Origin of the sequence: Streptomyces sp. NPDC048639, from assembly GCF_043199075.1 — a bacterium.
GTDB lineage: Bacteria > Actinomycetota > Actinomycetes > Streptomycetales > Streptomycetaceae > Streptomyces.
The window spans coordinates 202,209-227,321 of record NZ_JBICVP010000008.1 but is presented as its reverse complement, the minus strand read 5'-3'; the positions used below and the strand labels follow the sequence as shown (position 1 = coordinate 227,321).

The window sequence follows — 25,113 nt, the reverse complement described above, 5'->3', positions numbered from 1 at the left end:
CCTCTGCGGCATGCCGGGCTATCCGACCCGAGTGGGCTGGAACAAGGTCTACTGGAAGAACTAGGACCACACCTCGACGATCTACGACTCGCCGATGCCGTTCGCCCAGTTCTTCAACGGCGGCCAAGCGTTCCACGGTGACCACGGCACCATCTACGACCGCAACGGCGGCTCGCACGGCTGCGTCAATCTCCGCTACGACGACGCGAAAGGCTGTGGGACGTGCTGTACGTGCAGGATCGCGTCTACTCCTGGGGCCGCCGCGCCGGTACGTGAGCTGCACCCCGCCGCGTCCGGGCCGCCGGCCCCCGCGATGTCCCGGCCCCGCGTATCGGGGGAGGGGCATGCGAGGCGCCTGGTGAGAGACTGTTCCCGATGACAGCACACTCCGGCGGTGTCCCCACCCACCCCGCCCTCCCGATGCGCGCCCGCGCCGTGGTCGATCTGGCCGCCCTGCGCGACAACATCCGTGCGCTGCGTGCCCGCGCGCCGCGCTCGGAGCTGATGGCCGTGGTCAAGTCGGACGCGTACGGCCACGGGGCCGTACCGTGTGCCCGCGCCGCCCGGGCGGCCGGAGCGAGCTGGCTCGGCACGGCCACCCCCGACGAGGCGCTGGCGCTGCGCGCCGCGGGCGACACCGGCCGGCTGCTCTGCTGGCTGTTCACGCCCGGCGGCCCCTGGCGCGAGGCCATCGAGGCGGACATCGACGTGTCGGTGAGCGGGATGTGGGCGATGCGCGAGGTCACCGTTGCCGCGCGCGAGGCCCGTACTCCCGGTCGTACGGCCCGCGTTCAGCTCAAGGTCGACTCCGGTCTCGGGCGCAACGGCTGCCCGCCCGGCGACTGGCTGGAACTGGTCCACGCCGCCCGTGCCGCCGAGGCCGAGGGCCTGCTGAAGGTGACCGGCGTCTGGTCCCACTTCGCGTGTGCCGACGAGCCCGGCCACCCGTCGATCGCGGCACAGCTGGCGGTGTACCGCGACGCCGTCGCCGCGGCCGAGCGTGCCGGGCTCCGGCCCGAGGTCCGTCATCTCGCCAACTCACCCGCCACGCTGACCCTCCCCGAGTCGCACTTCGATCTCGTACGGACCGGGGTCGCGATCTACGGTGTCTCCCCGATCCCGGACGCCGGCTCCGCGACCGACTTCGGGCTGCGCCAGGTGATGACGCTCTCCGCGGACATCGCGCTGGTCAAGCGGGTCCCGGCCGGTCACGGCGTCAGTTACGGCCACCAGTACCTCACCCCCGGCGAGACGACGCTCGCGCTCATTCCCGTCGGCTATGCGGACGGCATCCCCCGGCACGCCTCGGGCGCGGGGCCCGTGCTGGTCGGCGGGAAGTGGCGCACGGTCGCGGGCCGGGTCGCGATGGACCAGTTCGTCGTCGATCTCGGCGGTGACAGCGCCGAAGCGGGCGACGAGGCGGTGCTGTTCGGGCCGGGCGACCGGGGCGAACCGACCGCCGAGGACTGGGCCCGCGCGGCGGGAACCATCGCGTACGAGATCGTCACACGGATCGGATCGCGCGTTCCGCGCGTCTATGTGGGCGAGGGGGACGAGGGCGGCGACGCCGGGACCGGCGTCTGACTCCGCCCGCGCCCCCGCCGACGGCCGCACCGCGGGCCCGTGCGGGCGAGTGAGCAACGGCACGCCGGAGCCCCTCGGTCGCGGGCACCGGATGCGGCACCGTAGTTGACCGATGACGCGCGCGGCCGAGGCGGCCGTACGCATGAGGCCGCAGGGCAGGGGCAGATGGTAGCCACGGGGTGAGGTCACCCCTGCCACGGGCCAGGGGAGGCACGATCATGGGCGAGAGCACTGCGAACCCGGCAGGAGCGGCGGCCGGTTGGCGCCGCGCCGGCATCGCGGGCGCCGCGATCGGCGTGGTCGCGGCAGGCGCCGCTGCGGGTGTGGCGATCGAGCGGATGACCGTCGGCCGCGGGATGCGCAGCAAGGCGCGGCTCGCGCTGGACGCGTCCAGCCCGTACGGCCAGTTGCACGGCACCCCCGGCCGGGCGGTCGCCGACGACGGAACCCAGCTCTACTACGAGACCGACGAGGTCGAGCCGGCGGGTGATCCGCCGCGCAGGCGCCGCCTGTTCGGGCGGCGCAGGCCCGCGCCCGTCACCGTCGTCTTCTCCCACGGCTACTGCCTGAACCAGGACTCCTGGCACTTCCAGCGGGCCGCGCTGCGCGGCATCATCCGCACCGTCCACTGGGACCAGCGCAGCCACGGCCGTTCCGGGCGCGGCCTGGCGCAGGCCGACGGCCTGCCCGTCAGCATCGACCAGCTCGGCCGCGACCTGAAGGCGGTTCTGGACGCGGCGGTGCCCGAGGGGCCCGTGGTGCTGGTGGGGCACTCCATGGGCGGCATGACGGTGATGGCCCTGGCCGCCCATGACGCGGAGTACGTACGGGAGCGGGTTGTCGGCGTCGCCCTGGTCGGTACGTCCTCCGGAAAGCTCGGCGAGGTCAACTACGGCCTGCCGGTGGCGGGCGTCAACGCGGTGCGGCGCTTCGTGCCCGGCGTGCTCAAGGCGCTGGGGCAACAGGTGGATCTGGTCGAGCGCGGGCGGCGGGCGACCGCGGACCTCTTCGCGGGACTGATCAAGCGGTACTCGTTCAGCTCGCGGGACGTGGACCCGGCGATCGCCCGGTTCGCGGAGCGGATGATCGAGTCGACGCCGATCGACGTCGTCGCGGAGTTCTATCCCGCATTCCAGGAGCATGACAAGGCGGAGGCCCTGGCGGCCTTCCGGGACCTGCCCGTTCTGGTCCTCGCGGGCAGCGGCGACCTGGTGACGCCCAGCTCGCACAGCGAGGCGATCGCCTCGCTGCTGCCGCATGCCGAGCTGGTCCTCGTCCCCGACGCGGGGCACCTGGTGATGCTGGAGCACCCGGAGACGGTGACGGACCGGCTGGCGGAGCTGCTGACGCGGGCGGGCGCGGCGCGGGCCGCGACGGCCGACCGCACCTCCCGCACGGCCGGCGGCTGACCGCCGGTACTCAAGCGATCGGCCGGGCCCGTCGCGCCCGGTCCCGGCCGCGGGCCGGGGACGTCCCGGACGTCCCGTCTCGGATGTCCCGTCCCGGACGTCGCCGGCCCGCGGCAGAGCGCGTCGCCCGGGCCCCCGCGCCCCGTACCATCGGCGGATATGGACGCCCCGTACGACCCCGCACCCGCCTCCGCCCCCGGCGGCGGGTCGCCGGCGACAGCCACCGGAGTCATGACCTCTGCCCGGCTCACCATTGCCGGACCGGACGCGATGCAGGACCTCGGGCGGCGGCTGGCGAAGATGCTGCGCCCCGGCGATCTCGTGCTGCTCAGCGGGCCGTTGGGCGCCGGCAAGACGACGCTGGCCCGCGGACTGGGCGAAGCACTCGGCGTCCGCGGGGCGGTGACCTCGCCGACGTTCGTGATCGCGCGGGTGCACCCGTCGCTGGGCGACGGGCCGCCACTGGTGCACGTGGACGCCTACCGGCTGGGCGGGGGGCTCGACGAGATGGAGGACCTCGACCTGGACGTGTCGCTGCCCGAGTCGGTGGTGATCGTCGAGTGGGGCGACGGCAAGGTCGAGGAACTCTCCGAGGACCGGCTGCACTTGGTCATCGGGCGCGCCGAGGGCGACGAGACCGTGGAGAACGACGTGCGCGAGGTGAGCGTCACCGGCGTCGGCCCGCGGTGGGCGGCGACGGACCTCTCGCCGCTCGCGGGCTGACGGCACACCCCGCCCCGCACGACACCTCGTACGACTCCCGAATTTCTCGCCTCGATCCCGAGCCGCGGCGTTCCCGGGACCCTCCCGCGGCCCTCCCGGGGAGGCATCTCGTACGCCGCCGCGCCGTGCCCGAAGCCGCCCGGCGGGCCGGGGCGTCTCCGCCGCCGTTCGGGGAACCCGACCGGGTCTGAGCGGCGTCTTTTCTTTCGTGTGTACGTTCCGACAAGACGTCGGCAAAATGTTGCGCGGCCGGTGCCGGGCGTGGTCACATGGTGACAGCGACCTTGGTTAGGTCTACCTAACTTAGCATCCGGCTCGCCCCGTACGAGCCCGCGAGGAGGCACCCATGCCGCGTCATGAGCCCGACGCTGATGCGCTGATGCACGGGCGTCCCGGCGATGAACCACCGGAGCCGGGCGCCCCGTTGTCCCCCGGCCCGTCGATGAGTCAGCTCCTCGCCGCCTGCGCCGCGGCGAACGCGGTGTCCACTCCGCCGGAGGACCCCCGGGGCGAGCACCGGGCCACGGGCTCGCAGAGTGAGGTACGGCGCGACGCTGCGTAGTCCGTACGAGTGATGTGTGCCGGGCGCTGTCGCGGGCCGGCGCATCGAGCGCCGGCTGGTGCCTCCCGCCGGCTCAGCCCACCACGACGGGCGGCTCAGTCCACCACGACGGGCGGCTCAGTCCACCACGACGATCTTGGTGCCGATCGTCGCGAAGGACCACATCGCCTTGCCGTCGGCGCGCTTCTCCCGGATGCCGCCGGTCTTCCGCTCGGCGCCGGGGTCGGGCATCCGGCCGTTCATCGCGGCGCTGAAGCCGACCACAACGCCCTCGACGGTCGTGAACCGCACGACGTGCTCGACCGGTACCCCGTCGGAGCCCGCGATCCGGGCCGACCGCGACGTCACCGCGTACTGGCCGGGCTCCGGACTGACCGTGCTCGGCGTGACCGGGAAGGTCCGCGTCACCTCGTCGTCCTCGCCGACCAGCCACACCCGCCGCTCGTCGAGCGCGTAGACGACACGTACGCCGCCACCGGAGGCGGCCGGGAGCGGGTGCTTCTCCTGCTTGTCGCTGTCGTCGTCCGAGTCCCGCCGGTCGGCGGAGTGCGAGGAGTCGCGGCGGGCCGTCGAGAGGTCGTCCGGGGCGGTGGCGGATGCCTGGTAGGCGAGGAAGACGACCACGGCGAGGGCCGCGGCCGTGATACCCGCCACGATCGGCCCCGAGTTGCTCCGTGCCACGCCGCTCCGCCTCTCGCCCCGTCAACGCCTTGTGCCGTATGCCTTCGCGCCCGAAGGTAGCACCGCCCGAACCCACTTTCGGCGCGGAGCGCCACGGGCCCGGTGCATACGGGCCATGCGCCGTACGCGGGGCTCCGAGGTCCCGAACCGGGCGGCCTCCTTCCTTCCGCAGGAAGGGGACGGACGCCGGGGAACGCGCCGTAGGCTGTACTCGTGCTGCTGCTCGCTCTTGATACCGCCACCCCCGCCGTCACCGTGGCCCTGCACGACGGAGACGGAGTCGTCGCCCGGTCGCACGAGGTGGACGCGCGGCGCCACGGCGAACTGTTGCTCCCCGCCGTCGACCGGGTGCTGGGCGAGGCCGGGGTGAAGCTCGCCACGGTGACCGGATTCGTCGTGGGCGTCGGACCGGGCCCGTACACCGGGCTGCGCGTCGGTCTCGCGACTGCCGCCGCCTTCAGCGCCGCGACCGGCGCCCCCGTCCACGGGCTGTGCACCCTGGACGGCATCGCGTACGCCGCGGGGCAGGCCGGTCTCGAAGGGCCCTTCACCGTCGCCACCGACGCACGCCGCAAAGAGGTCTACTGGGCGAGCTACGCCGACCCGCGCACCCGCGTCGCCGGCCCCTCCGTCGACCGCCCTGCCGATATCGCCGACATGGTGGCGGGGCTGCCGGCCGTCGGCGCGGGCGCCCACCTCTACCGCGAGGCCTTCACGGATGTGCCGGAGGGCATGCCCGAGCTCCAGTCGGCGGCCGCGCTCGCCGCGCTGGCGAAGGAAAGGCTGGCCACCGGCGGGGAGTTCCTGCCGGACCGGCCGCTCTATCTGCGCCGCCCGGACGCCCAGGTTCCGGCCAACTACAAGGTGGTCACGCCGCGGTGACGAACGGGAAGGTCGCGCTGCGCGAGATGCGGTGGTGGGACATCGAGCCCGTGCTGGCGCTGGAGCGCGAGCTGTTCCCCGACGACGCCTGGTCGCGCGGCCTGTTCTGGTCCGAACTGGCGCACGCCCGCGGCCCGTTCGCCAGCCGCCGCTACATCGTCGCCGAAGCGTGCGAGGACGAGGCGTACGGCGAGGCCCCCGGGGGGAACGGCCTCGATCCGGGCGAGGCGGCAGCCGCCGCCGCGGGCCGCACGATCATCGGCTACGGCGGTCTGGCCGCAGTCGACCGCACCGGAGACATCCAGACCATCGCCGCGGCCCGCGCGTACTGGGGTACGGGCCTGGGCGCCCGCCTCCTCGGCGACCTGCTGGCCGGCGCGACCGACTTCGAGTGCCGCGAGGTGCTGCTGGAGGTGCGGGTCGACAACACCCGCGCCCAGCGCCTCTACGAGCGCTTCGGCTTCGAGCCCATCGGCCTCCGCCCGAACTACTACCAGCCGGGCAATGTGGACGCCGTGGTGATGCGCCGCCTGGAGCGCTCCGCGGACGACGAGCACGACGGAACCGGCCCCGGTTCCCCGGACGAACACGAACAGGGAATGACCAACGATGGCTGACGAGCCGCTTGTCCTCGGTATCGAGACCTCTTGTGACGAGACCGGCGTCGGCATCGTCCGCGGCCACACCCTGCTGGCCGACGCGATCGCCTCCAGCGTCGACGAGCACGCCCGGTTCGGCGGCGTCGTGCCCGAAGTCGCCAGCCGTGCGCACCTGGAGGCGATGGTCCCGACCATTCAGCGGGCACTGAAGGACGCGGGCATCGCGGCGAGCGACCTCGACGGCATCGCGGTCACGGCGGGCCCCGGGCTCTCCGGCGCGCTGCTGGTCGGCGTCGCGGCGGCCAAGGCGTACGCGTACGCGCTCGGCAAGCCGCTCTACGGCGTGAACCACCTCGCCTCGCACATCTGCGTCGACCAGCTCGAGCACGGCCCGCTGCCCGAGCCGACGATGGCGCTGCTCGTCTCCGGCGGCCACTCCTCCCTGCTGATGTCCTCCGACATCACCACGGACGTACGGCCGCTGGGCTCGACGATCGACGACGCGGCGGGCGAGGCGTTCGACAAGGTGGCCCGGGTCCTGAACCTCGGCTTCCCCGGCGGCCCGGTCATCGACCGCTGGGCCCGCGAGGGGGACCCCGCCGCGATCGCCTTCCCCCGCGGACTCACCGGCCCTCGCGACGCGGCCTACGACTTCTCCTTCTCCGGCCTCAAGACCGCCGTCGCCCGCTGGATCGAGGCCAAGCGCAACGCGGGGGAGACGGTGCCGGTCGCCGATGTCTCCGCGTCCTTCCAGGAGGCCGTCGTCGACGTGCTGACGCGCAAGGCCGTACGGGCGTGCAAGGACAACGGCGTCGAGCATCTGATGATCGGCGGCGGCGTCGCCGCCAACTCCCGGCTCCGGGCGATGGCCGAACAGCGCTGCGAGGACGCCGGGATCACGCTGCGCGTGCCGCGGCCGAAGCTGTGCACGGACAACGGTGCGATGGTGGCGGCGCTCGGCGCGGAGATGGTGGCCCGCGGCCGTCCGGCCTCGGCCTGGGACCTCTCCGCGGACTCCTCGCTTCCGGTGACGCGGACGCACGTACCGGCGCCCGGAGGAGACGCTCACGACCACGTCCACGAGATCAGCAAGGACAACCTCTACACATGACCGCTCACTTGACGGTTCCCTGATGACCGTCGCACTGATGTGGGAGGCCAGGGCGGCCGATGGGCGCGGCCCGGAACTCCTGGACTGGGCGCGGGAACAGGACCTCACGCCGTCCCCGCTGCGCCGCGAGACCTTCGCGGCCCCGGGCGACCGCGTCCTCGTCATCACCTGGTGGGACGCCCCGTACGACGCCGAGCTGCCCGAACTCCCCGAGCCGGGCGAAGAGTTGGCGCGCCGGGCCGTGCACCGCTGGCGCTTCGAGTCCGTCGGGCTCGCACAGGGCGGCTGAGGGCCCTTCCGTAATCCTCGGCGGGCGACTGCCTGTTCATGGCCGGGCCCGGCCCGCTCAGGGCCGGACGGCCGCTTTCGCGGGCCGTCCGATGAGCATGGTCGGCGCGCCCGCCACGCGCGTGAGGAAGACGGTCGCCGCGTTCGGGCCCTGCGGTTTGACCTTCCTGCGCAGCTCCTCCGGTTCGACGGCCGAGCCCCGCTTCTTGACGGTCAGGGTGCCGACCTCGCGCTCGCGCAGCAGCGCCTTCAGCTTCTTCACGTTGAACGGGAGGACGTCCGTGATCTCGTACGCGGCGGCGTACGGGGTGGGGCGCAGCTCGTCCGCGGTCACATACGCGATCGTGGGGTCGATGAGGCGGCCGTCGAGCCGCTCGGCCACGTCCGCCACCAGGTGTGCCCGGATCACCGCGCCGTCCGGCTCGTAGAGGAAGCGGCCGACCGGTCCCGCGGCGGGGTCGGGGAGGCCGGCGCCGAGCAGATGGTGCGGGCCGGGGAGGAGGGTGGCCCGGCGGGCACCGGCCGGACCGGCGCCGAACCACAGCACCGCCTCCTTCACGTCGCCGCCGTCGGAGATCCACTCGGCCTCCGCGTCCTCCGGCAGTGCCTCGTGCGGTACGCCGGGCGCGATCTTCAGGGCCGCGAAGGGGGCCTTGCGGGCGGCTTCGACGGCCCAGGACAGCGGCGGCGAGTACGCCTCGGGGTCGAAGATCCGCCCGGCCGACGCCCGGCCTCCGCCGCCGCCCCGCCTCCTCGGGGTGCCCCGCCTCGCGGGATCCACGAACACCGCGTCGTACGGGCCGAGTTCGACCTCCGTGACGTCCGCGCAGCGCACCTCGACGAGGTCCGCCAGCCCCAGCGCCTCGGTGTTGGCCCGTGCGACCGCGCAGGTGAGAGGGGAGCGGTCGACGGCGACCACGGCGATGCCCGCCCGCGCGAGCGCGATCGCGTCACCGCCGATGCCGCAGCACAGGTCGGCCACGCGCCGTACACCGAGCGCGGCGAAGCGGGCCGCCCGGTACGCGGCGACGGACGTACGGGTGGCCTGCTCGACGCCGTCCGGGGTGAAGAACATGGCGGCCGCGTCCGCGGCGCCGAACTTCGCCACCGCGCGCTGCCGCAGCCTGGCCTGCCCGAGCGCGGCGGAGACCAGCTCGGCCGGGTGGTCGCGGCGGAGGCGGGTGGCGGTCGCGAGCTCCTGCGCGGGGTCGTAGTCGCGCAGGGCGTCGAGGAGCGTCCGGCCCTCGTCGGTGAGCAGGGCGGCGAAGGCGTCGAGGTCGTCCACCCGCTCCATTGTGCCGCTGGCCGGTACGGGCCCGGACCGCGGTAGCCGCGGGGGGCGATCGGTCGTCGCGGTGCGGCGGGGAGGGGTGCGCAGGAGGCGGCGGGACGAGGTGCGGGACGGGCCGCGACGGCTGGGGGAGCGGTGTGGGCCGAGCGGTGGACCGGGTGGGGGCCTCGGCGTTTTCGGAGCCTTCTGGGCCGGCGCCCCTGGCAGGATGCGACACTATGCATCTTGTACGACAAAACGAAAAAAGCGACCACATCTGGAGTAAGGGTCAGATCTGGCGGTGGGGCACAAGCGTTCGTGGCGCCGCGGTGTTCATGCTCATCGGCGTCGTCGGCGGCGCCTGCGCCCAGCCTCCCGACCATGCGCCACGCGACCGGTCGAGTCCCGAGTCCGGCCGCGCGACCCTCGGCGCGGCCGGCGCGCCCACCGCGGCGTATGCCCTGGAGGGCGGAACGCGCGCCGGACGTACGGGCGCACGCGGATCCGCCCCGTACGCCGGAGGGCGTGCCCTGGCGGGGGAGACGGGCGCCGCGGCGCACGGCCCGGAGCGCGACCCCTCGGCGGACCCTGCCGCCGGGGCGCCGGGTGCCCCCGCCGGGCAGGCCGGGGTGAGCGCCGGTACGCCCGCCGCCGCATCCGCGTACGGCACCAACCGGGCGCTGGCCTTCTACGCCCGCCAGACAGCCAGGTCCCAGTCCGTCAGGCTCGCGCTCGCCCGCCGCTGGGGCCTGCCCGTCCCGCCGCTCGTCGCGCCGGCCCCGCCCGAGCGCAGACTCCCGCCCGCCGCCCTCCGCGGCCCCGGGGTCCGCCCCGGTCTGCCGCCGGTGATCGCCCGCGTCCCCACCCGCGACCGCGTCGTTTTCCTGACCATCGACGACGGCGCCCACAAGGACCCCCGCCTGATCCGCATGCTCCGCGAACTCGGCGTCCCGGTCAGCGCGTTCCTCAGCGACTACGTCGTACGCGACGACTACGACTACTTCCGGCAGCTCCAGAGCCTCGGCGTCGCCATCAACAACCACACCGTCAACCACCGCGATCTGCTCACCCTGTCCTACCGGGCCCAGCGCAAGGAGATCTGCCGCCAGCAGGACACCATCGAGCGGGAGTTCGGCGTACGCCCCCGCATCTTCCGCCCGCCCTACGGGAACTGGGACCGCGACACACTCCGCGCGGCCCGCTCGTGCGGCATCACGGTGGTCCCGCTGTGGAGCCAGGAGGCGTTCGCCCGCTCGATCGACTTCGGCGGCGAGGAGCACACGTTCCGGCCGGGCGACATCGTCCTCACCCACTTCCGAGGAAGGGCCGAATGGGACGGCACGATGCCGGACATGGTGCGCCGCGTGATCCGCGCTGCCACGTCCCAGGGCTTCGCTCTGGCCCGGCTGGAGGACTACGTCTGACGCTCGGGCGCCGACGCGCGGCGGTCCGGCCGGCACGGCCGGACCGCGGGAGCGGTCCGCGTCGGCGGCCGGTGCTCCCGCTCAGGGAACGACGCGCACGGCCCGGTACTCGTACCCGTCCTGCTCCAGGCCGGGTCCTTCCCACTCCGCTAGCTCGACGCGCTGTCCTGGCGTCAGGCTGCGGTACCCGTCCATCTCGACGTGCGCGAAATGAGTCCAGCAACCCCCGGGCGTCCCGGGGCAGTCCAGAACGCCCCACCCGTCCTCGTCGTGCCACTCCCGCACTGTTGCTGCAGCCATGAGGACGACCCTACCGACGGCCTGAACGCGCGTCGGGTCCGTTTCCGGGACGGATCTGCGTGCCGATGACGCGATCGGGGAACCGTGCCGTCCGGCGCCCAGGTCCGCTCGGCCGCTCCCGTACGAGTCCCGTACGAGCAGCCGGGACACGCCGATCCGGAGCGCGTCCCTCGCGTTCGCACCCCGGTGTCCTACGAGCCGCCGGGGCGTGCGCCGAACGCCGCGGACGAGACCGTCCGAGAGCCCTGATCAGTGGAAAGAGGCCCGTGAACGGCCCCTGCGGCGCGAGTTGCGCATCCCCCTGGGCGAAGCGCCTGGTGGGGCCCGTCGCGGCTCCGTTGGCACTCTAGTTGACTGAGTGCTAACCCCGTCATAGTCTCGGGCTTGGCACTCTCCACCAGGGAGTGCCAACGAAAACAGCGACGGGCAGATCCGGCACCCGCGACGACGGATCTACCAGGTCGCCACCTCAGACAGTCAACCCCGTGAGATCTCCGAAGGGGGAGGTCGGATCGTGACGACCGCCAGCACCAAGGTTGCCATCAAGCCGCTTGAGGACCGCATTGTGGTCCAGCCGCTCGACGCCGAGCAGACCACAGCCTCCGGCCTGGTCATTCCGGACACCGCCAAGGAGAAGCCCCAGGAGGGCGTCGTCCTGGCCGTGGGCCCGGGCCGCTTCGAGGAGGGCAACCGCATTCCGCTCGACGTCAAGGTCGGCGATGTCGTGCTCTACAGCAAGTACGGCGGCACCGAGGTGAAGTACAGCGGCGAGGAGTACCTCGTCCTCTCGGCTCGCGACGTTCTCGCGATCGTCGAGAAGTAATTCACCCACGTTTGTGATCTGCGCCCCGGCCTCCCGAGTCTGAACAACCGGGCGCCCGGGGCGCAGCTCTTTGAGAGGACATACGCAACCATGGCGAAGATCCTGAAGTTCGACGAGGACGCCCGTCGCGCCCTCGAGCGCGGCGTCAACAAGCTTGCCGACACCGTCAAGGTGACCATCGGCCCCAAGGGCCGCAACGTCGTCATCGACAAGAAGTTCGGCGCCCCCACCATCACCAACGACGGTGTGACCATCGCCCGCGAGGTCGAGGCCGAGGACCCGTACGAGAACCTCGGCGTCCAGCTCGTCAAGGAGGTGGCGACCAAGACCAACGACATCGCGGGTGACGGCACCACCACCGCGACCGTGCTGGCCCAGGCGCTGGTGCGCGAGGGTCTGCGCAACGTCGCCGCCGGCGCCTCCCCGGCCGCCCTGAAGAAGGGCATCGACGCCGCCGTCAAGGCCATCTCCGAGGACCTTCTCGCCACCGCCCGCCCGATCGACGAGAAGTCCGACATCGCCGCCGTGGCCGCGCTGTCCGCCCAGGACAAGCAGGTCGGCGAGCTGATCGCCGAGGCGATGGACAAGGTCGGCAAGGACGGTGTCATCACCGTCGAGGAGTCCAACACCTTCGGTCTGGAGCTGGACTTCACCGAGGGCATGGCCTTCGACAAGGGCTACCTGTCCCCGTACTTCGTCACCGACCAGGAGCGTATGGAGGCCGTCCTCGACGACGCCTACATCCTGATCCACCAGGGCAAGATCGCGGCGATCGCCGACCTGCTGCCGCTGCTGGAGAAGATCATCCAGTCCGGTGGCTCCAAGCCGCTGCTGATCATCGCCGAGGACGTCGAGGGCGAGGCGCTCTCCACCCTCGTCGTCAACAAGATCCGCGGCACCTTCAACGCCGTCGCCGTCAAGGCTCCCGGCTTCGGTGACCGCCGCAAGGCCATGCTCGGCGACATCGCCACCCTCACCGGCGGCACCGTCGTCGCCGAGGAGGTCGGCCTCAAGCTCGACCAGGTCGGCCTCGAGGTGCTGGGCTCCGCCCGCCGCGTGACGGTCACCAAGGACGACACCACCGTCGTCGACGGTGCCGGCAAGCGCGACGAGGTGGAGGGCCGGATCGCCCAGATCAAGGCCGAGATCGACGCCACGGACTCCGACTGGGACCGCGAGAAGCTCCAGGAGCGCCTCGCGAAGCTGGCCGGCGGCGTCTGCGTGATCAAGGTCGGCGCTGCGACCGAGGTCGAGCTCAAGGAGAAGAAGCACCGTCTGGAGGACGCCATCTCCGCGACCCGCGCCGCGGTCGAGGAGGGCATCGTCTCCGGTGGTGGCTCCGCGCTCGTCCACGCCGCCAAGGTGCTCGAGGACTCGCTGGGCAAGGAGGGCGACGAGGCCACCGGTGTCGCCGTCGTGCGCCGCGCCGTCGTCGAGCCGCTGCGCTGGATCGCCGAGAACTCGGGCCTCGAGGGCTACGTGATCACCTCCAAGGTCGCCGAGCTGAAGAAGGGCCACGGCTTCAACGCCGCGACCGGCGAGTACGGCGACCTGGTCAAGGCCGGCGTCATCGACCCGGTCAAGGTCACCCGCTCCGCGCTGGAGAACGCCGCGTCCATCGCCTCCCTCCTGCTCACCACCGAGACGCTCGTGGTGGAGAAGAAGGAAGAGGAGCCCGCCGAGGGCGGGCACGGCGGCCACGGCCACGCGCACTGACCGTACGCGCTCTTCGTACACGCCGAGGCCCGGTGCTCCCGTCGCGGGAGCATCGGGCCTCGGCCGTGTCGTCATCCGCTCATCCGCCTCCGCCGATGCGCAGGCCGAAATCGCCATTCGCCATTCGCCAACCGCCGGTCGCCCATTGCCCATCGGGCCGTCGTCAGAGGCGCCGCACCTACATCTCGACGGCGTCGAGCTGGCGTAGCAGGCTCAGGATGTCGTACTGCCACCAGCCTTCCTCGATCCTGCCCTCGCGCATCCGGAACACGGTGACCCCGGTCATCACGCACTCCTTGCCGGTGGCCGGGATGCCCAGGAAATCCCCGCGGTGCGTGCCGCGCCAGGTCCACCGCGTCACGACCTCCTCGCCCTCGGCCAACTGGCTCTCGAGAGAGAAGTCGAAGGCGAAGGCCTGCCGCCATCCCGCCACGTCCTGGCGGATGACGTCCGAGCCGACCGTGGTGTCCTGCTCCTTCATGACGTCGTGGTCGACGTAGTCCCACGCGAACAGCTCGTCGATCGTGTCGAGGTCGCCGGCGGTGGCGACCTCCTCGAAGAATCTGCGGGCGGTGGCCTTGTTGAGCTCGTCCTCCCGCACGACCTCCAGGTCGGTGAAGGTGGGCATCTCGTCGCAGAGCGCCACCATCTCCTGGAAGGTCCGGTCCGTCTCGGGCAGGCCGGAGTTCCTCATCGCGTCCTCGTACGAGGAGAACTCGACGATCTCCACATAGTGATCGTCGTCCGAGCGGTCCCGGCCGACGATCGCGTGGGTGGCCGTCCGCCTGCCCTTGGTCTGTTCGGCCCATGTGTCCATGAGCCGGTTCATGTCGTCGAACTTGCTCGTCTTGCAGTCGATGATCTGCACGAATGTCATGGCACCTCCCACCTCCCGGAGCGAGCGCCTTATGCCCAGTTTAGTGGCGAAAACTGGGCATCGGTCAGGGCCTTGACCGTGCAGATCGGGCCGCTGAGACAGGCCTGTTCCCGTGTGACCGCTCGATCCGGCCCGCCCGGCTCGGCGACCCGTTCGGCTCGGCCCGTCCAGCCCGTCCCGTTCAGCTCGGTCCGTACTTCCGGCCCGTACGCGAGGAGATCCCGCTCAGCACGCCGCGCGGCGTCAGCTTGGCCAGCCCCAGGAGCGTCTTGTAGCGGGCGTCGGGGATCGACACCGGCTTCCCGCGCGCCAGATCCTGCATCGCCGCGGTGACCACCTTGTCCGCGTCCAGCCACATCCAGCCGGGGATGTTGTCCGTGCCCATCCCGGCCCGCTCGTGGAACTCGGTGCGGACGAACCCGGGGCAGAGCGCCATCAGCCGCACCCCCGAACCCGCCAGATCCCGCGCCGCCCCCTGCGTGAACTGCACGACCCACGCCTTGCTCGCCCCGTACGTCCCCCGCGGTACGAACGCCGCGACCGACGCGACGTTCACCACCCCGCCGCGGCCGCGCTCCTGCATGCCCTCGGCGGCGGCGCTGGTCAGCCGCAGTACGGCCTCGCAGTGGACCTTGAGCATCCGCAGCTCGTCGGCCATCGGCACCTGGAGGTAGCGGCCCTTGTTGCCGAAGCCCGCGTTGTTGACGAGCAGATCCACCGGGTGCCTGCGATCCGCGAGACGGGCCTCGACGGAGGCGATGCCCTTCTCCTCGGAGAGATCGGCGGACAGCACCTCGGCCTCGATGCCGTGCCGGTCGTGCAGCTCGGTCGCCTGCTCCCGCAGCCGGTCGACATCACGGGCCACGAGCATGAGGTTGTGCCCGTCGGCCGCCAGCCGCCGCGCGAACGCGGCCCCGATCCCTGCGGTCGCTCCCGTAATCAGTGCAGTCGTCATGCGCGAACGCTAGCGCGAGCCCGCCCCCGCCATCAGGTCCTGCCCGCGCCCTGAGACGAGCGCTTCACCGCTGTCTCGCGGGCCTCCGGGTCCAGGGCGTCCCCGGCGGCGAGGATGCGGGGGAGCAGCTCCGGTTCGAGCGTCAGCGCGCGGAACAGGAACGAGACGCTCACCTCGTGGTCGGGGCGGTGGGCGATCGTGACCGGATCCCCGGCCCGGATCTCGCCCGGCTCGAGCACCCGCAGGTACGCGCCGGGTGCCGCCCGCCGCGTGAACCGCTTCAGCCAGCCCTTCTCGCCGAGCCACCCCGCGAAGGTGCGGCACGGGATGCGGGCACCGCACACCTCCAGCAGGAGGCCGGGGCCGATCCGCCAGTGCTCTCCGATCCTCGCGCCGTTCACGTCCAGGCCGGAGGTGGTGAGGTTCTCGCCGAAGACTCCGTTGCGCAGCGGCCGGCCGAGGTCCGCCTCCCACGCATCGAGATCCTCGCGCGCGAAGGTGTAGACCGCCTGGTCGTTCCCGCCGTGATGGCGCCAGTCGCAGACCGCGTCGCCGGCGAGCGCACTGCCCGCCGTGCCCTTGGGGCCGGGCGCGGCGACCTGTACCGGCCCGGCCGCCGGGCGCTTGTCGATCCCGGTCCCGTTGGGAGCGTCGGTGTAGTCGGCGAAGTGCGGGCGGCCGAGGTTCACGGAGACCACGTGCATGTCCCGAACCTAAGCGCCCGGACCCGGAACCGCGCGGGATCATTGACCGCTGCCTCAAAGCCTCGCTTATGGTTGGGCCATGATCGAGGCTCGTCACCTCAGAGTCCTGCGCGCGGTCGCCGCGTCCGGCTCGTTCTCCGCCGCCGCCCGCGAACTCGGCTGCACCCAGCCGGCCGTCAGCCAGCAGATGAAGGCGCTCGAGCAGTCCGCCGGTACGCCGCTGCTCGTCCGCGCCGGCCGGGAGATGCGCCTGACGCAGGCCGGTGAGGCGCTGGTCCGGCACGCGGTGGGAATCCTGGCCGGGCTGACCGCCGCCGAGGAGGAGGTGGCGGCCATCGCCGGGCTGCGGGCGGGGCGCGTCCGGCTGGTGTCGTTCCCCAGCGGCAGCTCCACGCTCGTACCGACCGCGCTCGCCGAGATGCGCGCGGCCCATCCCGGTATCCAGGTCTCGCTGGTCGAGGCCGAACCGCCCCGCTCGGTGGAGATGCTGCGTGCCGGGGACTGTGAGATCGCGCTCGCCTTCCGCTACCCGCGGGTCCGCGGCGCGGACCCGGCTGCGGTGCCGGTGGGGGCGGTTCCCGAGGGCCACTGGGGGCGGGACGACGTGGTCGTACGGCCGCTGCTCACGGACAGGCTGGTGGGGGTCGTGCCGGAGGGGCACGCGTTCGCCGGTGCCGACCGGGTCCGTATCGAGGAGCTGGCCGGGGAGTCCTGGATCGCGGGCTGCCCGCGGTGCCGCCGCCATCTGGTCGAGGTGTGCGAGAGCGCGGGCTTCACCCCGCGGATCGACTTCGCGACGGATGACTACCCGGCGGTGATCGGCCTGGTCGGGGCCGGTCTGGGGGTGGCCGTGCTGCCCGCGCTGGCGCTGGAGTCCGTACGGGGCAAGGGCGTGGTGACGGTGGAGGTGGAGCCGGCGGTGGAGCGGGAGGTCGTGGCGCTCACGCTGCCGGATCTGGCGCATGTCCCGGCGGTCGAGGCGATGCTGGAGCGCCTGGCGCTGGCGGCCGACCGCTGAGGCGGCGGGCAGGGCTGGCCCGGCGCCCGGTCGGGGCCGGAGGGAGTCGGGCCGCGGCGGGACGTGGGAAGGCCGACGTGCGAGGGCCAGGGGGCCCGTACCGGCCTATAGCAGAGGCCCGGGCCGCATTGCCGCGGGGCACGCGTCGGCGGACCGTGCAGGGCAAGGCAAAGCGTCACTCAGAGCTACGAGTGCTGTTGATGAAGAAACGTTTCGTCAGTTACTGCTGGTGGCGATCAGGCGGTGTCTCGCCCGTCCCATCAGTTCCTCGCGCTCGTCCTCGGTCAGTCCGCCCCAGACGCCGTAGGGCTCCCGGACCGTGAGTGCGTGCGCCGCGCACTCCGCCCGTACCGGGCAGCGCATGCAGACCTCTTTGGCGGAGGCCTCTCGCGCACTGCGGGCCGCTCCTCGCTCGCCTTCCGGATGGAAGAAGAGCGAGCTGTCGACCCCTCGACATGCGGCCAAGAGCTGCCAGTCCCACAGATCGGCGTTGGGGCCGGGAAGGCGGGAGAAGTCTGCCATTGCTCATCCCCTCGGAGGTTTTCCGGTGGATCAAGTGCCCACGACCGTACATCAACTGTGTAAGTAGATGTAAATATGACTCATTGCGAATCTAGCGACAGACACCGGCAAATGGGAAGAAAAGCGGCCAAATAGGGCATAGTCCATCCGGAGGGTGCCCGATCCAGGCCTCTGACCAGCGCTCACGCACCGCAGCGGCCGCGTGACAGTGCCCTCACGTAGAGTATTGAAGGATGCCGCCGAACCCCGTAACTCTTTCGGGTGACCGTCGTTGAGAGTGCGGAGGCGGTTGACGGGACAAGCACTCGGGCAGATGTCCGAGGCAGTCAACCGCTGAGGTGACGATTCGTACCAGCCTGGAGGCTCAAGGTGACGCGCATCAGCTGCGGAGGACGGTCATGACATCCGTCCTCGTCTGCGACGACTCCCCGCTTGCCCGAGAGGCGCTCCGCCGCGCGGTCGCGACCGTGCCCGGCGTCGAGCGCGTGACGACGGCCGCCAACGGCGAGGAAGTCCTCCGCCGCTGGGGAGCCGACCGATCGGACCTGATTCTGATGGACGTGCGGATGCCCGGTCTCGGTGGTGTCGAGACCGTGCGCCGGCTCCTCTCCGCCGACCCCGGCGCCCGCATCATCATGCTCACCGTCGCCGAGGATCTCGACGGTGTGGCGCTCGCGGTGGCCGCCGGGGCGCGCGGGTATCTGCACAAGGACGCCTCGCGTGCGGAGCTGCGGGCCACCGTCACGCAGGCGCTCGCCGACCCCACGTGGCGGCTGGCCCCGCGCCGGCTGCGGTCCGCGGAGATGGGCGCCGCCCCGACGCTCACCGCCCGCGAGATCCAGGTGCTGGAGGGCATGAGTCACGGGCGCTCCAACGCGGAGATCGGGCGTGAGCTCTTTCTCTCCGAGGACACCGTCAAGACACACGCCCGTCGGCTCTTCAAGAAGCTCGGCGCCTCGGACCGCGCGCACGCCGTCGCGCTCGGTTTCCGCTGGGGCCTGGTCCGCTAAGGCCGTGCCGGGTGGTTCGTAGCGGGGGAAAGCCGATCCCCGCCCGCGGTTCCGCGGGCGGGGTGGCAGGCGGCTCCGATGGGGCGGACAGAGCAGTGACCAACGCGATGCCAACGTTTCGCGGGCTCTGCCGCATCCTTGGAGGTATGGATTCCTCGGGGAAGGCTCGGTCGGGGGGAGGGTGCTGGACGTGACAACAGGTGCACCCACTCATAACGCTTCGATGCACAACCGCGGGCGCGGTGCCACGCAGCGCCAGGCAGCAAGGCACCATGGACCGATGCGCGACGACGAGACCCATGGATCCGCCATGGCCGGAGGTCCCGGAGGTATCGGTGATCTCGTCCATCGCGCGGTCGAGGGCGACGAGCGGGCCACGCACGACCTGCTGGCCCATGTGCACCCGCTCGCCCTGCGCTACTGCCGCACCAGGCTGTCCCGGCTGCCGGGCGACGCCCGGCACTTCGTGGACGACCTCGCCCAGGAGGTGTGCCTCGCGGTGCTGTGCGCACTGCCGCGCTACCGCGACACCGGCCGCCCCTTCGAGGCGTTCGTCTTCGCGATCGCCGCGCACAAGGTCGCGGACCTGCAGCGGGCGGCCATGCGCGGGCCCGGGAGTACGGCGGTGCCCTCCGACGAGATGCCGGAGCGCCCCGACGACTCGCTCGGACCCGAGGAGCGGGCCCTGCTCAGCAGCGATGCGGAGTGGGCGCGGAAGCTTCTGGCCAGCCTGCCGGAGATGCAGCGGGAGCTGGTGCTGCTGCGGGTCGCGGTCGGGCTGACCGCTGAGGAAACCGGCCAGATGCTCGGCATGTCACCGGGCGCCGTCCGAGTGGCCCAGCACCGGGCCCTCAGCAGGTTGCGGGCGCTGGCGGAGCAGTGACCGGCGCGGTGCGCCGCCGGGCACCCGCATCCCCGGGTGACCGATACCTCTCCCGTGGAGGTTCGGGGGCGGAATCCGGGGCACGCGGAGCCCGTTAGCATGGGAGTCCGCGCCGGGCAAGAGCACTGGGAAGGTGTCATGACTGACAACGTCGACGGAACGCCCGAGAAGTTCGCCATGATCGGGCTGACATACGACGACGTGCTGTTGCTGCCGGGCGCGTCGGAGGTGCTCCCGAACGCGGTCGACACCTCGACCCGCGTATCGCGCAACGTACGCCTCAACGTGCCGCTGGTCTCCGCCGCCATGGACAAGGTGACCGAGGCCCGGATGGCCATCGCCATGGCCCGTCAGGGCGGCGCGGGTGTGCTGCACCGCAATCTCTCCATCGAGGACCAGGCCAACCAGGTCGACCTGGTGAAGCGGTCCGAGTCCGGAATGGTCACCGATCCGATCACCGTCCGCCCGGACGCGACGCTGCGCGAGGCCGACGCCCTCTGCGCGAAGTTCCGGATCAGCGGCGTTCCGGTGACCGACGACGAGGGCAAGCTGCGCGGCATCGTCACCAACCGCGACATGGCCTTCGAGCTGGACCGCAGCCGTCAGGTCCGCGAGGTCATGACTCCGATGCCGCTGGTGACCGGCAGGGTCGGAATCTCGGGCGACGACGCGATGGAGCTGCTGCGCCGTCACAAGATCGAGAAGCTGCCGCTGGTCGACGACCAGGGTGTGCTCAAGGGCCTCATCACGGTCAAGGACTTCGTGAAGGCCGAGAAGTACCCCAACGCGGCGAAGGACGCCGAGGGCCGGCTGGTCGTCGGTGCCGCGGTGGGCGTCGGCGACGAGGCGTTCGACCGGGCGCAGGCGCTGGTCGAGGCCGGTGCGGACTTCCTGGTCGTGGACAGCGCGCACGGCCACAGCCGCGGCATCCTCGACATGATCGCCAAGATCAAGTCCAACGTGACCGTGGACATCGTCGGCGGCAACGTCGCCACCCGCGACGGCGCGCAGGCGCTGATCGACGCGGGCGTCGACGGTGTGAAGGTCGGCGTCGGTCCCGGCTCGATCTGTACGACCCGGGTCGTCGCGGGCATCGGTGTGCCCCAGGTGACCGCGATCCACGAGGCTTCCCGCGCCTGCGGTCCGGCCGGCGTCCCGCTGATCGGCGACGGCGGCCTGCAGTACAGCGGCGACATCGCGAAGGCCATCGCGGCCGGTGCCGACACGGTCATGCTGGGTTCGCTGCTCGCCGGGTGCGAGGAGTCGCCGGGCGAGATGGTGTTCATCAACGGCAAGCAGTTCAAGATGTACCGGGGCATGGGCTCGCTGGGCGCGATGCAGTCGCGCGGCCAGGGCCGCTCGTACTCCAAGGACCGCTACTTCCAGGACAACGTCCTCTCCGAGGACAAGCTCGTCCCCGAGGGCATCGAGGGCCAGGTGCCGTACCGCGGACCGCTGGCCTCCGTGGCGCACCAGCTCGTGGGCGGCCTCCGTGCCTCGATGGGCTACGTCGGCTCGGCCGATGTCGCGGAGCTGAAGGTGAAGGGCCGCTTCGTGCGGATCACGGCGGCGGGCCTCAAGGAGAGCCACCCGCACGACATCCAGATGACGACGGAAGCGCCGAACTACTCGCGCCGCTAGGGCGGTCGGGGCAGCGGGCCGTGCACCGCCCGCACCGCGTCACCGCACTTCCGCCGACGGGCCGCTCCGCGCAACGCGCGCAGCGGCTCGCGGCACTCCCGGCCCGTGGAGCCGGAGCGGTTCCGGGCCACGGGCGCCTGCCGGTTCCGCGCGGAGACCGTCGGGGATACTGGTGGGCGCAGACGTTGAAGGAAAGGCCAGACACGTGACTGAGATCGAGATCGGGCGCGGCAAGCGCGGCCGCAGGGCTTACGCGTTCGACGACATCGCCGTCGTCCCGAGCCGGCGCACGCGCGACCCGAAGGAGGTCTCGATCGCCTGGCAGATCGATGCCTACCGCTTCGAGCTGCCGTTCCTGACGGCACCCATGGACTCGGTCGTCTCGCCGCAGACCGCGATCCGCATCGGCGAACTCGGCGGCCTCGGCGTCCTCAACCTCGAGGGGCTGTGGACGCGGTACGAGGACCCCGAGCCGCTGCTCGCCGAGATCGCCGAGCTGGACGAGCGCACCGCCACGCGCCGTATGCAGGAGATCTACTCCTCCCCGATCAAGGAGGAGCTGATCGGCCAGCGCATCAAGGAGGTGCGCGACGCGGGCGTCGTGACCGCCGCGGCGCTCTCGCCGCAGCGCACCGCGCAGTTCTCCAAGGCCGTGGTGGACGCGGGCGTCGACATCTTCGTCATCCGCGGGACGACGGTCTCGGCCGAGCATGTCTCCGGTGCCGCCGAGCCGCTCAACCTCAAGCAGTTCATCTACGAGCTGGACGTGCCGGTGATCGTCGGCGGCTGCGCCACGTACACCGCCGCGCTTCACCTCATGCGTACGGGAGCCGCGGGCGTTCTCGTCGGCTTCGGCGGCGGCGCCGCGCACACCACCCGTAACGTGCTGGGCATTCAGGTGCCGATGGCGACCGCGGTGGCGGACGTCGCGGCGGCTCGCCGGGACTACATGGACGAGTCCGGCGGCCGCTATGTGCACGTCATCGCCGATGGCGGCGTGGGCTGGTCCGGCGACCTCCCGAAGGCCATCGCCTGCGGTGCGGACGCGGTGATGATGGGCTCGCCGCTGGCCCGCGCGACGGACGCGCCGGGGCGAGGACACCACTGGGGCATGGAGGCGGTCCACGACGAGGTGCCGCGCGGCAAGCGGATGAACCTCGGTGCGGTCGGCACGACGGAGGAGGTCCTGCTGGGCCCCTCGCACATCCCGGACGGTTCGATGAACTTCTTCGGCGCGCTGCGCCGGGCGATGGCCACGACGGGCTACAGCGACCTCAAGGAGTTCCAGCGCGTCGAGGTCACCGTGGCTCCCTCGGCCCACCACACCAGGCGCTGACGCTCGCCCCGGACATACGCGAACGGGCCCCGACCGCCTTGCGGTCGGGGCCCGTTCGTCCGTGGGCGGCGCCTGGCGCCCGGCGCGCGGTGCGCGGAGGCATGGCGCGTGAGGTCAGCTACCGGTCTTCTTGGTGACGCTGAAGCCGGCAGCGGCGGCGAGGGCGAAGAAGAGGTAGCTGATGGCGTCCGCGTCTTCCTTCCAACCGTCGAAGAGATGGCCGAAGTTGTCGAAGAAGATCTCGGTGGTGGACGGTGCGCCGGGGAAGTACTCGGCCATGATCATGGCGTAGCCGTACAGCTCGCCGAAGAACACGGCAGCGACGGCTAGGACGGCGCCGAGAATCTGCAGACCCACGTTGTGGCCGCCGAGCTTGCCCAGGGCGAGACCTATGAGCGCGCCGACACCGACCGCGAGGTAGCCGATCTGCATGACCTCGCCCTTGTCCTCGTCGAACGTGGCGTACAGAACCCCCGCGTAGATGCCGGCCGCGACGACGGCGGCCACGATGCCGAGCACGACGGCCAGGCCCGGGTTGGTCTTGCGGGCGGGGGCCGGGGGCGGCGGGTAGGCGCCGGGCTGCTGTTGGGCGTAGGGGTTTCCGGGTTGCTGAGGCTGCGGCTGCTGCTGCCAAGGCTGGCTCATGTGCTGTCCCCCGATGTGAAGGTGTGTGGAGCTCCTCCGCGGACGCGCCGAGCGGACGCGTCGCACAGAAGTGCGGTTGGCTGAATTTCGGCCAGAACATTAACAGTTGGCACTGACAGTGGGGCAGCGACTTTCTACGGTCCGTGACAAGACTGGGACGTGAGCGCGTCGTTGGCGTCGTGCGGGGCGGGCGAGCGCCATTGCCGGAGCGGTAACCGCCGCTATTCGGCGACCCGTTGGGCCACCAGATAGCCCTCCAGCGCGGCCACCGTGTAGAAGATGACGTCGTTCTCGCCGAGGATCTCGCCGAACCAGTGGTCGATGGCGGGGCCGAGGTGCCAGGCGGGCATCCCGCCCGGTTCGACCTGCATCCCGGCGGCGAGGACTTGGGCCAGCGCGACACCCGCCAGGGCCAGCGGGATGCCCCACAGCGCGACCGAGCGGCCGGGTCCGCCGACCTTGCCGAGGACGGCGCCGACGAGCAGGCCGATGCCCAGGGCCCAGTAGCCGAGTTCGGGCCCGCGCGGACCGGCGGCGCCCTGGAGCGCCCCCAGCAGCAGTGCGCCGGCGAGTGCCGCGCCCGCGCCGGCGGCGACGCCGTGCGCCGCGCGCTCGGAGGACTCGCTCATGTCGGTCCGACTCCCCCTGTCGGCCGATCCGTCCGGAACGCCGGCACCGGCGAGCCCGGCGGCCTCGGTTCCGGCGGGTGCACGGCCGCCCGGCGTCACAGCCGGTGCGCGGCACCGACGGGGGTGGCGCCGCGCGTGTCCAGGAGCAACTGCGCCTTCACGGCGAGCCCTTGGAGGTCGTACGTGCGGTGGTGCTGGAGCAGCACGGTCAGATCGGCGACAGCCGCGGCGTCGTACAGCGCGTCGGCGCGCGGCACCTGCTGTCCCAGGACGCTCCACTGGTGCACGAACGGGTCGTGGTAACTGAGCTGCGCGCCCATCTCCATCAGCCGGGCGGCGATCTCGCGTGCGGGCGAGCCCTGCTGGTCGGCGACGTCGGGCTTGTACGTGACTCCGAGCAGCAGGATGCGGGCCCCGCGCGCTGACTTCCCGTGCTCGTTGAGCAGGGCGGCGCAGCGGTGGATCACATAGCGCGGCATGCCGTCGTTGACCTCCTGCGCCAGCTCCACCATCCGCAGCGGGTGGCCGGGGCCTTGCCCCTTGGGAGCGAGGCGGCCGGGGTCGACCGCGAGGCCGCGGCCGCCGACGCCGGGCCCCGGGCGGAAGGCCTGGAAGCCGAATGGCTTGGTCTCGGCGCAGCGCACCACGTCCCACACGTCGACGCCGATGTCGTGGCAGAGAACGGCCATCTCGTTGGCGAAGGCGATGTTGACGTGTCGGTAGTTGGTCTCCAGGACCTGGACGACCTCGGCCTCGCGCAGCCCGCGCGCCCGTACGACGCGGTCGGTGATCCGCCCGTAGAAGGCGGCGGCCGCCTCGGTGCAGGCGGGGGTGAGACCGCCGATGACCTTCGGGGTGTTGGCGTGGCCGTAGCGGCGGTTGCCGGGGTCCAGGCGGCTGGGTGCGTAGGCGAGGTGGAAGTCGCGTCCGCCGCGCAGCCCGGAGCCCCGTTCCAGGATCGGGAGCAGATACTCCTCGGTGGTGCCCGGGTACGCGGTGGACTCCAGCAGCACCGTGGCGTGCGGCCGCAGCCATCCCGCCAGCACCCGGGCCGCCTCGCCGACCGCGGACAGGTCCAGAGCCCCGTCCTCGCCGGCCGGCGTCGGTGCGCAGATCACGGCCGTACGGACCCGTCCCAGCTCGGCCGGGTCGGTGGTGGCGCGGAAGCCGCCGGACAGCATCCGGCGGATGTCGGCCGCGGCGAGCGAGCCGTCCACCGGGGGGCGGCCTGCGCGCAACTCGGCGATGGCGTGTTCGTCGGGGTCGTAGCCGATGGTGGAGATGCCCGCGGCGGTGGCCGCCTGGGCGAGGGGGAGGCCGAGGTGGCCGAGTCCGATGACGGCGAGGTCCGCGGGCATGGCTGGTGGCCGTCCTTCCCGAGACGATCTTCTGAGGCGCTATGTAAGGCTAAGCACACATATGACTGATATTGAGTATTGGCTGATGGTGGAGGCATCGGTGTTGCCGCCGCGGGGCGCCCGGAGATTGCGGGCCTGTGACGCGGTGAGAATCCCTCAACGG

The 25,113-nt window shown here is 72.0% G+C and carries 27 protein-coding genes; 17 read left to right on the top strand and 10 right to left on the bottom strand.

Annotated features, from left to right (window positions below; all coding sequences use genetic code 11):
• Positions 1-94: 94 nt before the first annotated feature.
• The 5 genes from ACGFNH_RS22830 to ACGFNH_RS22810 all read left to right on the top strand — a co-directional run bounded on the left by ACGFNH_RS22830 (position 95) and on the right by ACGFNH_RS22810 (position 4,278).
• Positions 95-379 (top strand): L,D-transpeptidase, encoded by a 285-nt coding sequence (locus ACGFNH_RS22830; RefSeq protein ID WP_393656500.1) that lies wholly within the window; start codon positions 95-97, stop codon positions 377-379.
• Complete coding sequence (alr, locus tag ACGFNH_RS22825) at positions 376-1,584, top strand: alanine racemase (RefSeq protein WP_393656498.1); 1,209 nt, start codon at positions 376-378, stop codon at positions 1,582-1,584. The genes ACGFNH_RS22830 and alr overlap by 4 nt, the downstream gene beginning before the upstream one ends.
• Positions 1,585-1,802: 218 nt before the next feature.
• Entirely contained in the window at positions 1,803-2,993 is a 1,191-nt protein-coding gene (locus tag ACGFNH_RS22820; protein WP_393656496.1) for an alpha/beta fold hydrolase, read from the top strand.
• Between the two features lie 159 nt (positions 2,994-3,152).
• Complete coding sequence (gene tsaE, locus ACGFNH_RS22815) at positions 3,153-3,716, top strand: tRNA (adenosine(37)-N6)-threonylcarbamoyltransferase complex ATPase subunit type 1 TsaE (protein ID WP_393656494.1); 564 nt, start codon at positions 3,153-3,155, stop codon at positions 3,714-3,716.
• Positions 3,717-4,062: 346 nt separating this feature from the next.
• The gene (locus ACGFNH_RS22810; protein WP_393656492.1) at positions 4,063-4,278 is read left to right on the top strand and encodes a hypothetical protein; all 216 of its coding nucleotides are present in this window, start codon (positions 4,063-4,065) and stop codon (positions 4,276-4,278) included.
• A 117-nt stretch (positions 4,279-4,395) separates the two neighbouring features.
• On the opposite strand, the gene ACGFNH_RS22805 is transcribed toward ACGFNH_RS22810, so the two are convergent.
• On the bottom strand, positions 4,396-4,959 hold the full coding sequence (locus tag ACGFNH_RS22805) for a hypothetical protein (protein ID WP_393656490.1): 564 nt from the start codon (positions 4,957-4,959) through the stop codon (positions 4,396-4,398).
• Between the two features lie 213 nt (positions 4,960-5,172).
• Between ACGFNH_RS22805 and tsaB the strand changes: the two genes are divergently transcribed.
• Genes tsaB through ACGFNH_RS22785 form a run of 4 tightly spaced genes read left to right on the top strand, consistent with a single transcriptional unit; the run spans position 5,173 to position 7,840 of the window.
• Positions 5,173-5,841 (top strand): tRNA (adenosine(37)-N6)-threonylcarbamoyltransferase complex dimerization subunit type 1 TsaB, encoded by a 669-nt coding sequence (tsaB, locus tag ACGFNH_RS22800; protein ID WP_393656488.1) that lies wholly within the window; start codon positions 5,173-5,175, stop codon positions 5,839-5,841.
• Between the two features lie 26 nt (positions 5,842-5,867).
• On the top strand, positions 5,868-6,458 hold the full coding sequence (gene rimI / locus ACGFNH_RS22795; RefSeq protein WP_393656879.1) for a ribosomal protein S18-alanine N-acetyltransferase: 591 nt from the start codon (positions 5,868-5,870) through the stop codon (positions 6,456-6,458).
• Positions 6,451-7,551: a tRNA (adenosine(37)-N6)-threonylcarbamoyltransferase complex transferase subunit TsaD gene (gene tsaD / locus ACGFNH_RS22790; RefSeq protein WP_393656486.1), complete on the top strand. Its 1,101-nt coding sequence runs from the start codon at positions 6,451-6,453 to the stop codon at positions 7,549-7,551. Before rimI ends, tsaD begins: the two co-directional genes overlap by 8 nt.
• A 22-nt stretch (positions 7,552-7,573) precedes the next feature.
• Complete coding sequence (locus ACGFNH_RS22785) at positions 7,574-7,840, top strand: hypothetical protein (protein WP_393656484.1); 267 nt, start codon at positions 7,574-7,576, stop codon at positions 7,838-7,840.
• 57 nt (positions 7,841-7,897) lie between these two features.
• Here the strand turns inward: ACGFNH_RS22785 and ACGFNH_RS22780 are convergent, their stop codons facing one another.
• On the bottom strand, positions 7,898-9,133 hold the full coding sequence (locus tag ACGFNH_RS22780) for a methyltransferase domain-containing protein (protein WP_393656482.1): 1,236 nt from the start codon (positions 9,131-9,133) through the stop codon (positions 7,898-7,900).
• A 311-nt stretch (positions 9,134-9,444) separates the two neighbouring features.
• Between ACGFNH_RS22780 and ACGFNH_RS22775 the strand changes: the two genes are divergently transcribed.
• On the top strand, positions 9,445-10,533 hold the full coding sequence (locus ACGFNH_RS22775; protein WP_393656877.1) for a polysaccharide deacetylase family protein: 1,089 nt from the start codon (positions 9,445-9,447) through the stop codon (positions 10,531-10,533).
• An 81-nt stretch (positions 10,534-10,614) separates the two neighbouring features.
• Here the strand turns inward: ACGFNH_RS22775 and ACGFNH_RS22770 are convergent, their stop codons facing one another.
• Complete coding sequence (locus tag ACGFNH_RS22770; protein WP_393656480.1) at positions 10,615-10,833, bottom strand: cold shock domain-containing protein; 219 nt, start codon at positions 10,831-10,833, stop codon at positions 10,615-10,617.
• A gap of 514 nt (positions 10,834-11,347) precedes the next feature.
• Between ACGFNH_RS22770 and groES the strand changes: the two genes are divergently transcribed.
• Positions 11,348-11,656, top strand: coding sequence for a co-chaperone GroES (groES, locus tag ACGFNH_RS22765; RefSeq protein ID WP_360853671.1), 309 nt, complete (start codon positions 11,348-11,350; stop codon positions 11,654-11,656).
• A 90-nt stretch (positions 11,657-11,746) separates the two neighbouring features.
• Positions 11,747-13,372: a chaperonin GroEL gene (gene groL, locus ACGFNH_RS22760; RefSeq protein ID WP_393656478.1), complete on the top strand. Its 1,626-nt coding sequence runs from the start codon at positions 11,747-11,749 to the stop codon at positions 13,370-13,372.
• A gap of 178 nt (positions 13,373-13,550) precedes the next feature.
• On the opposite strand, the gene ACGFNH_RS22755 is transcribed toward groL, so the two are convergent.
• From ACGFNH_RS22755 to ACGFNH_RS22745, 3 genes are all read right to left on the bottom strand, one after another.
• Positions 13,551-14,249 (bottom strand): ester cyclase, encoded by a 699-nt coding sequence (locus ACGFNH_RS22755; RefSeq protein WP_393656477.1) that lies wholly within the window; start codon positions 14,247-14,249, stop codon positions 13,551-13,553.
• A 181-nt stretch (positions 14,250-14,430) separates the two neighbouring features.
• Positions 14,431-15,204, bottom strand: a complete 774-nt coding sequence (locus ACGFNH_RS22750) for an SDR family NAD(P)-dependent oxidoreductase (protein WP_393656475.1) — start codon at positions 15,202-15,204, stop codon at positions 14,431-14,433.
• Positions 15,205-15,236: 32 nt separating this feature from the next.
• Entirely contained in the window at positions 15,237-15,908 is a 672-nt protein-coding gene (locus tag ACGFNH_RS22745) for an MOSC domain-containing protein (RefSeq protein WP_393656473.1), read from the bottom strand.
• Between the two features lie 79 nt (positions 15,909-15,987).
• On the opposite strand from ACGFNH_RS22745, the gene ACGFNH_RS22740 reads away from it, so the two are divergent.
• Positions 15,988-16,926 carry a LysR family transcriptional regulator gene (locus ACGFNH_RS22740; protein WP_393656471.1) on the top strand — a complete coding sequence of 313 codons (939 nt, stop codon included), beginning with the start codon at positions 15,988-15,990 and terminating at the stop codon, positions 16,924-16,926.
• 216 nt (positions 16,927-17,142) lie between these two features.
• Here the strand turns inward: ACGFNH_RS22740 and ACGFNH_RS22735 are convergent, their stop codons facing one another.
• Positions 17,143-17,448 (bottom strand): WhiB family transcriptional regulator, encoded by a 306-nt coding sequence (locus ACGFNH_RS22735; protein ID WP_360853690.1) that lies wholly within the window; start codon positions 17,446-17,448, stop codon positions 17,143-17,145.
• A 398-nt stretch (positions 17,449-17,846) separates the two neighbouring features.
• On the opposite strand from ACGFNH_RS22735, the gene ACGFNH_RS22730 reads away from it, so the two are divergent.
• The 4 genes from ACGFNH_RS22730 (at position 17,847) to ACGFNH_RS22715 (ending at position 22,318) form a co-directional block, all read left to right on the top strand.
• A complete protein-coding gene (locus ACGFNH_RS22730) occupies positions 17,847-18,458 on the top strand; it encodes a response regulator transcription factor (RefSeq protein ID WP_003948568.1) in 612 nt (203 codons plus the stop codon).
• A 280-nt stretch (positions 18,459-18,738) separates the two neighbouring features.
• On the top strand, positions 18,739-19,341 hold the full coding sequence (locus tag ACGFNH_RS22725; RefSeq protein ID WP_393656469.1) for a sigma-70 family RNA polymerase sigma factor: 603 nt from the start codon (positions 18,739-18,741) through the stop codon (positions 19,339-19,341).
• 138 nt (positions 19,342-19,479) lie between these two features.
• Complete coding sequence (gene guaB, locus ACGFNH_RS22720; RefSeq protein WP_393656468.1) at positions 19,480-20,982, top strand: IMP dehydrogenase; 1,503 nt, start codon at positions 19,480-19,482, stop codon at positions 20,980-20,982.
• Positions 20,983-21,187: 205 nt separating this feature from the next.
• Entirely contained in the window at positions 21,188-22,318 is a 1,131-nt protein-coding gene (locus ACGFNH_RS22715) for a GuaB3 family IMP dehydrogenase-related protein (protein WP_393656466.1), read from the top strand.
• 114 nt (positions 22,319-22,432) lie between these two features.
• Here ACGFNH_RS22715 and ACGFNH_RS22710 read toward each other — a convergent pair whose 3' ends face one another.
• From ACGFNH_RS22710 to ACGFNH_RS22700, 3 genes are all read right to left on the bottom strand, one after another.
• Entirely contained in the window at positions 22,433-22,963 is a 531-nt protein-coding gene (locus ACGFNH_RS22710) for a hypothetical protein (protein ID WP_393656464.1), read from the bottom strand.
• 221 nt (positions 22,964-23,184) lie between these two features.
• A complete protein-coding gene (locus ACGFNH_RS22705; RefSeq protein WP_393656462.1) occupies positions 23,185-23,592 on the bottom strand; it encodes a hypothetical protein in 408 nt (135 codons plus the stop codon).
• 95 nt (positions 23,593-23,687) lie between these two features.
• The gene (locus ACGFNH_RS22700) at positions 23,688-24,950 is read right to left on the bottom strand and encodes a nucleotide sugar dehydrogenase (RefSeq protein WP_393656461.1); all 1,263 of its coding nucleotides are present in this window, start codon (positions 24,948-24,950) and stop codon (positions 23,688-23,690) included.
• Positions 24,951-25,113 lie beyond the last annotated feature (163 nt).

What these genes read in the sequence shown, in the direction of transcription:
- tsaE (WP_393656494.1), top strand. Translation starts at nt 3,153, where the DNA reads ATGGACGCCCCGTACGACCCCGCACCCGCCTCCGCCCCCGGCGGCGGG.
- alr (WP_393656498.1), top strand. Translation starts at nt 376, where the DNA reads ATGACAGCACACTCCGGCGGTGTCCCCACCCACCCCGCCCTCCCGATG.
- ACGFNH_RS22725 (WP_393656469.1), top strand. Translation starts at nt 18,739, where the DNA reads ATGCGCGACGACGAGACCCATGGATCCGCCATGGCCGGAGGTCCCGGA.
- ACGFNH_RS22735 (WP_360853690.1), bottom strand. Translation starts at nt 17,448, where the DNA reads ATGGCAGACTTCTCCCGCCTTCCCGGCCCCAACGCCGATCTGTGGGAC.
- ACGFNH_RS22820 (WP_393656496.1), top strand. Translation starts at nt 1,803, where the DNA reads ATGGGCGAGAGCACTGCGAACCCGGCAGGAGCGGCGGCCGGTTGGCGC.
- ACGFNH_RS22700 (WP_393656461.1), bottom strand. Translation starts at nt 24,950, where the DNA reads ATGCCCGCGGACCTCGCCGTCATCGGACTCGGCCACCTCGGCCTCCCC.
- ACGFNH_RS22770 (WP_393656480.1), bottom strand. Translation starts at nt 10,833, where the DNA reads ATGGCTGCAGCAACAGTGCGGGAGTGGCACGACGAGGACGGGTGGGGC.
- guaB (WP_393656468.1), top strand. Translation starts at nt 19,480, where the DNA reads ATGACTGACAACGTCGACGGAACGCCCGAGAAGTTCGCCATGATCGGG.
- ACGFNH_RS22830 (WP_393656500.1), top strand. Translation starts at nt 95, where the DNA reads ATGCCGTTCGCCCAGTTCTTCAACGGCGGCCAAGCGTTCCACGGTGAC.
- ACGFNH_RS22740 (WP_393656471.1), top strand. Translation starts at nt 15,988, where the DNA reads ATGATCGAGGCTCGTCACCTCAGAGTCCTGCGCGCGGTCGCCGCGTCC.
- ACGFNH_RS22710 (WP_393656464.1), bottom strand. Translation starts at nt 22,963, where the DNA reads ATGAGCCAGCCTTGGCAGCAGCAGCCGCAGCCTCAGCAACCCGGAAAC.
- ACGFNH_RS22775 (WP_393656877.1), top strand. Translation starts at nt 9,445, where the DNA reads ATGCTCATCGGCGTCGTCGGCGGCGCCTGCGCCCAGCCTCCCGACCAT.
- ACGFNH_RS22705 (WP_393656462.1), bottom strand. Translation starts at nt 23,592, where the DNA reads ATGAGCGAGTCCTCCGAGCGCGCGGCGCACGGCGTCGCCGCCGGCGCG.
- ACGFNH_RS22810 (WP_393656492.1), top strand. Translation starts at nt 4,063, where the DNA reads ATGCCGCGTCATGAGCCCGACGCTGATGCGCTGATGCACGGGCGTCCC.
- ACGFNH_RS22730 (WP_003948568.1), top strand. Translation starts at nt 17,847, where the DNA reads ATGACATCCGTCCTCGTCTGCGACGACTCCCCGCTTGCCCGAGAGGCG.
- ACGFNH_RS22750 (WP_393656475.1), bottom strand. Translation starts at nt 15,204, where the DNA reads ATGACGACTGCACTGATTACGGGAGCGACCGCAGGGATCGGGGCCGCG.
- groL (WP_393656478.1), top strand. Translation starts at nt 11,747, where the DNA reads ATGGCGAAGATCCTGAAGTTCGACGAGGACGCCCGTCGCGCCCTCGAG.
- tsaD (WP_393656486.1), top strand. Translation starts at nt 6,451, where the DNA reads ATGGCTGACGAGCCGCTTGTCCTCGGTATCGAGACCTCTTGTGACGAG.
- ACGFNH_RS22780 (WP_393656482.1), bottom strand. Translation starts at nt 9,133, where the DNA reads ATGGAGCGGGTGGACGACCTCGACGCCTTCGCCGCCCTGCTCACCGAC.
- rimI (WP_393656879.1), top strand. Translation starts at nt 5,868, where the DNA reads ATGCGGTGGTGGGACATCGAGCCCGTGCTGGCGCTGGAGCGCGAGCTG.
- ACGFNH_RS22745 (WP_393656473.1), bottom strand. Translation starts at nt 15,908, where the DNA reads ATGCACGTGGTCTCCGTGAACCTCGGCCGCCCGCACTTCGCCGACTAC.
- ACGFNH_RS22785 (WP_393656484.1), top strand. Translation starts at nt 7,574, where the DNA reads ATGACCGTCGCACTGATGTGGGAGGCCAGGGCGGCCGATGGGCGCGGC.
- ACGFNH_RS22755 (WP_393656477.1), bottom strand. Translation starts at nt 14,249, where the DNA reads ATGACATTCGTGCAGATCATCGACTGCAAGACGAGCAAGTTCGACGAC.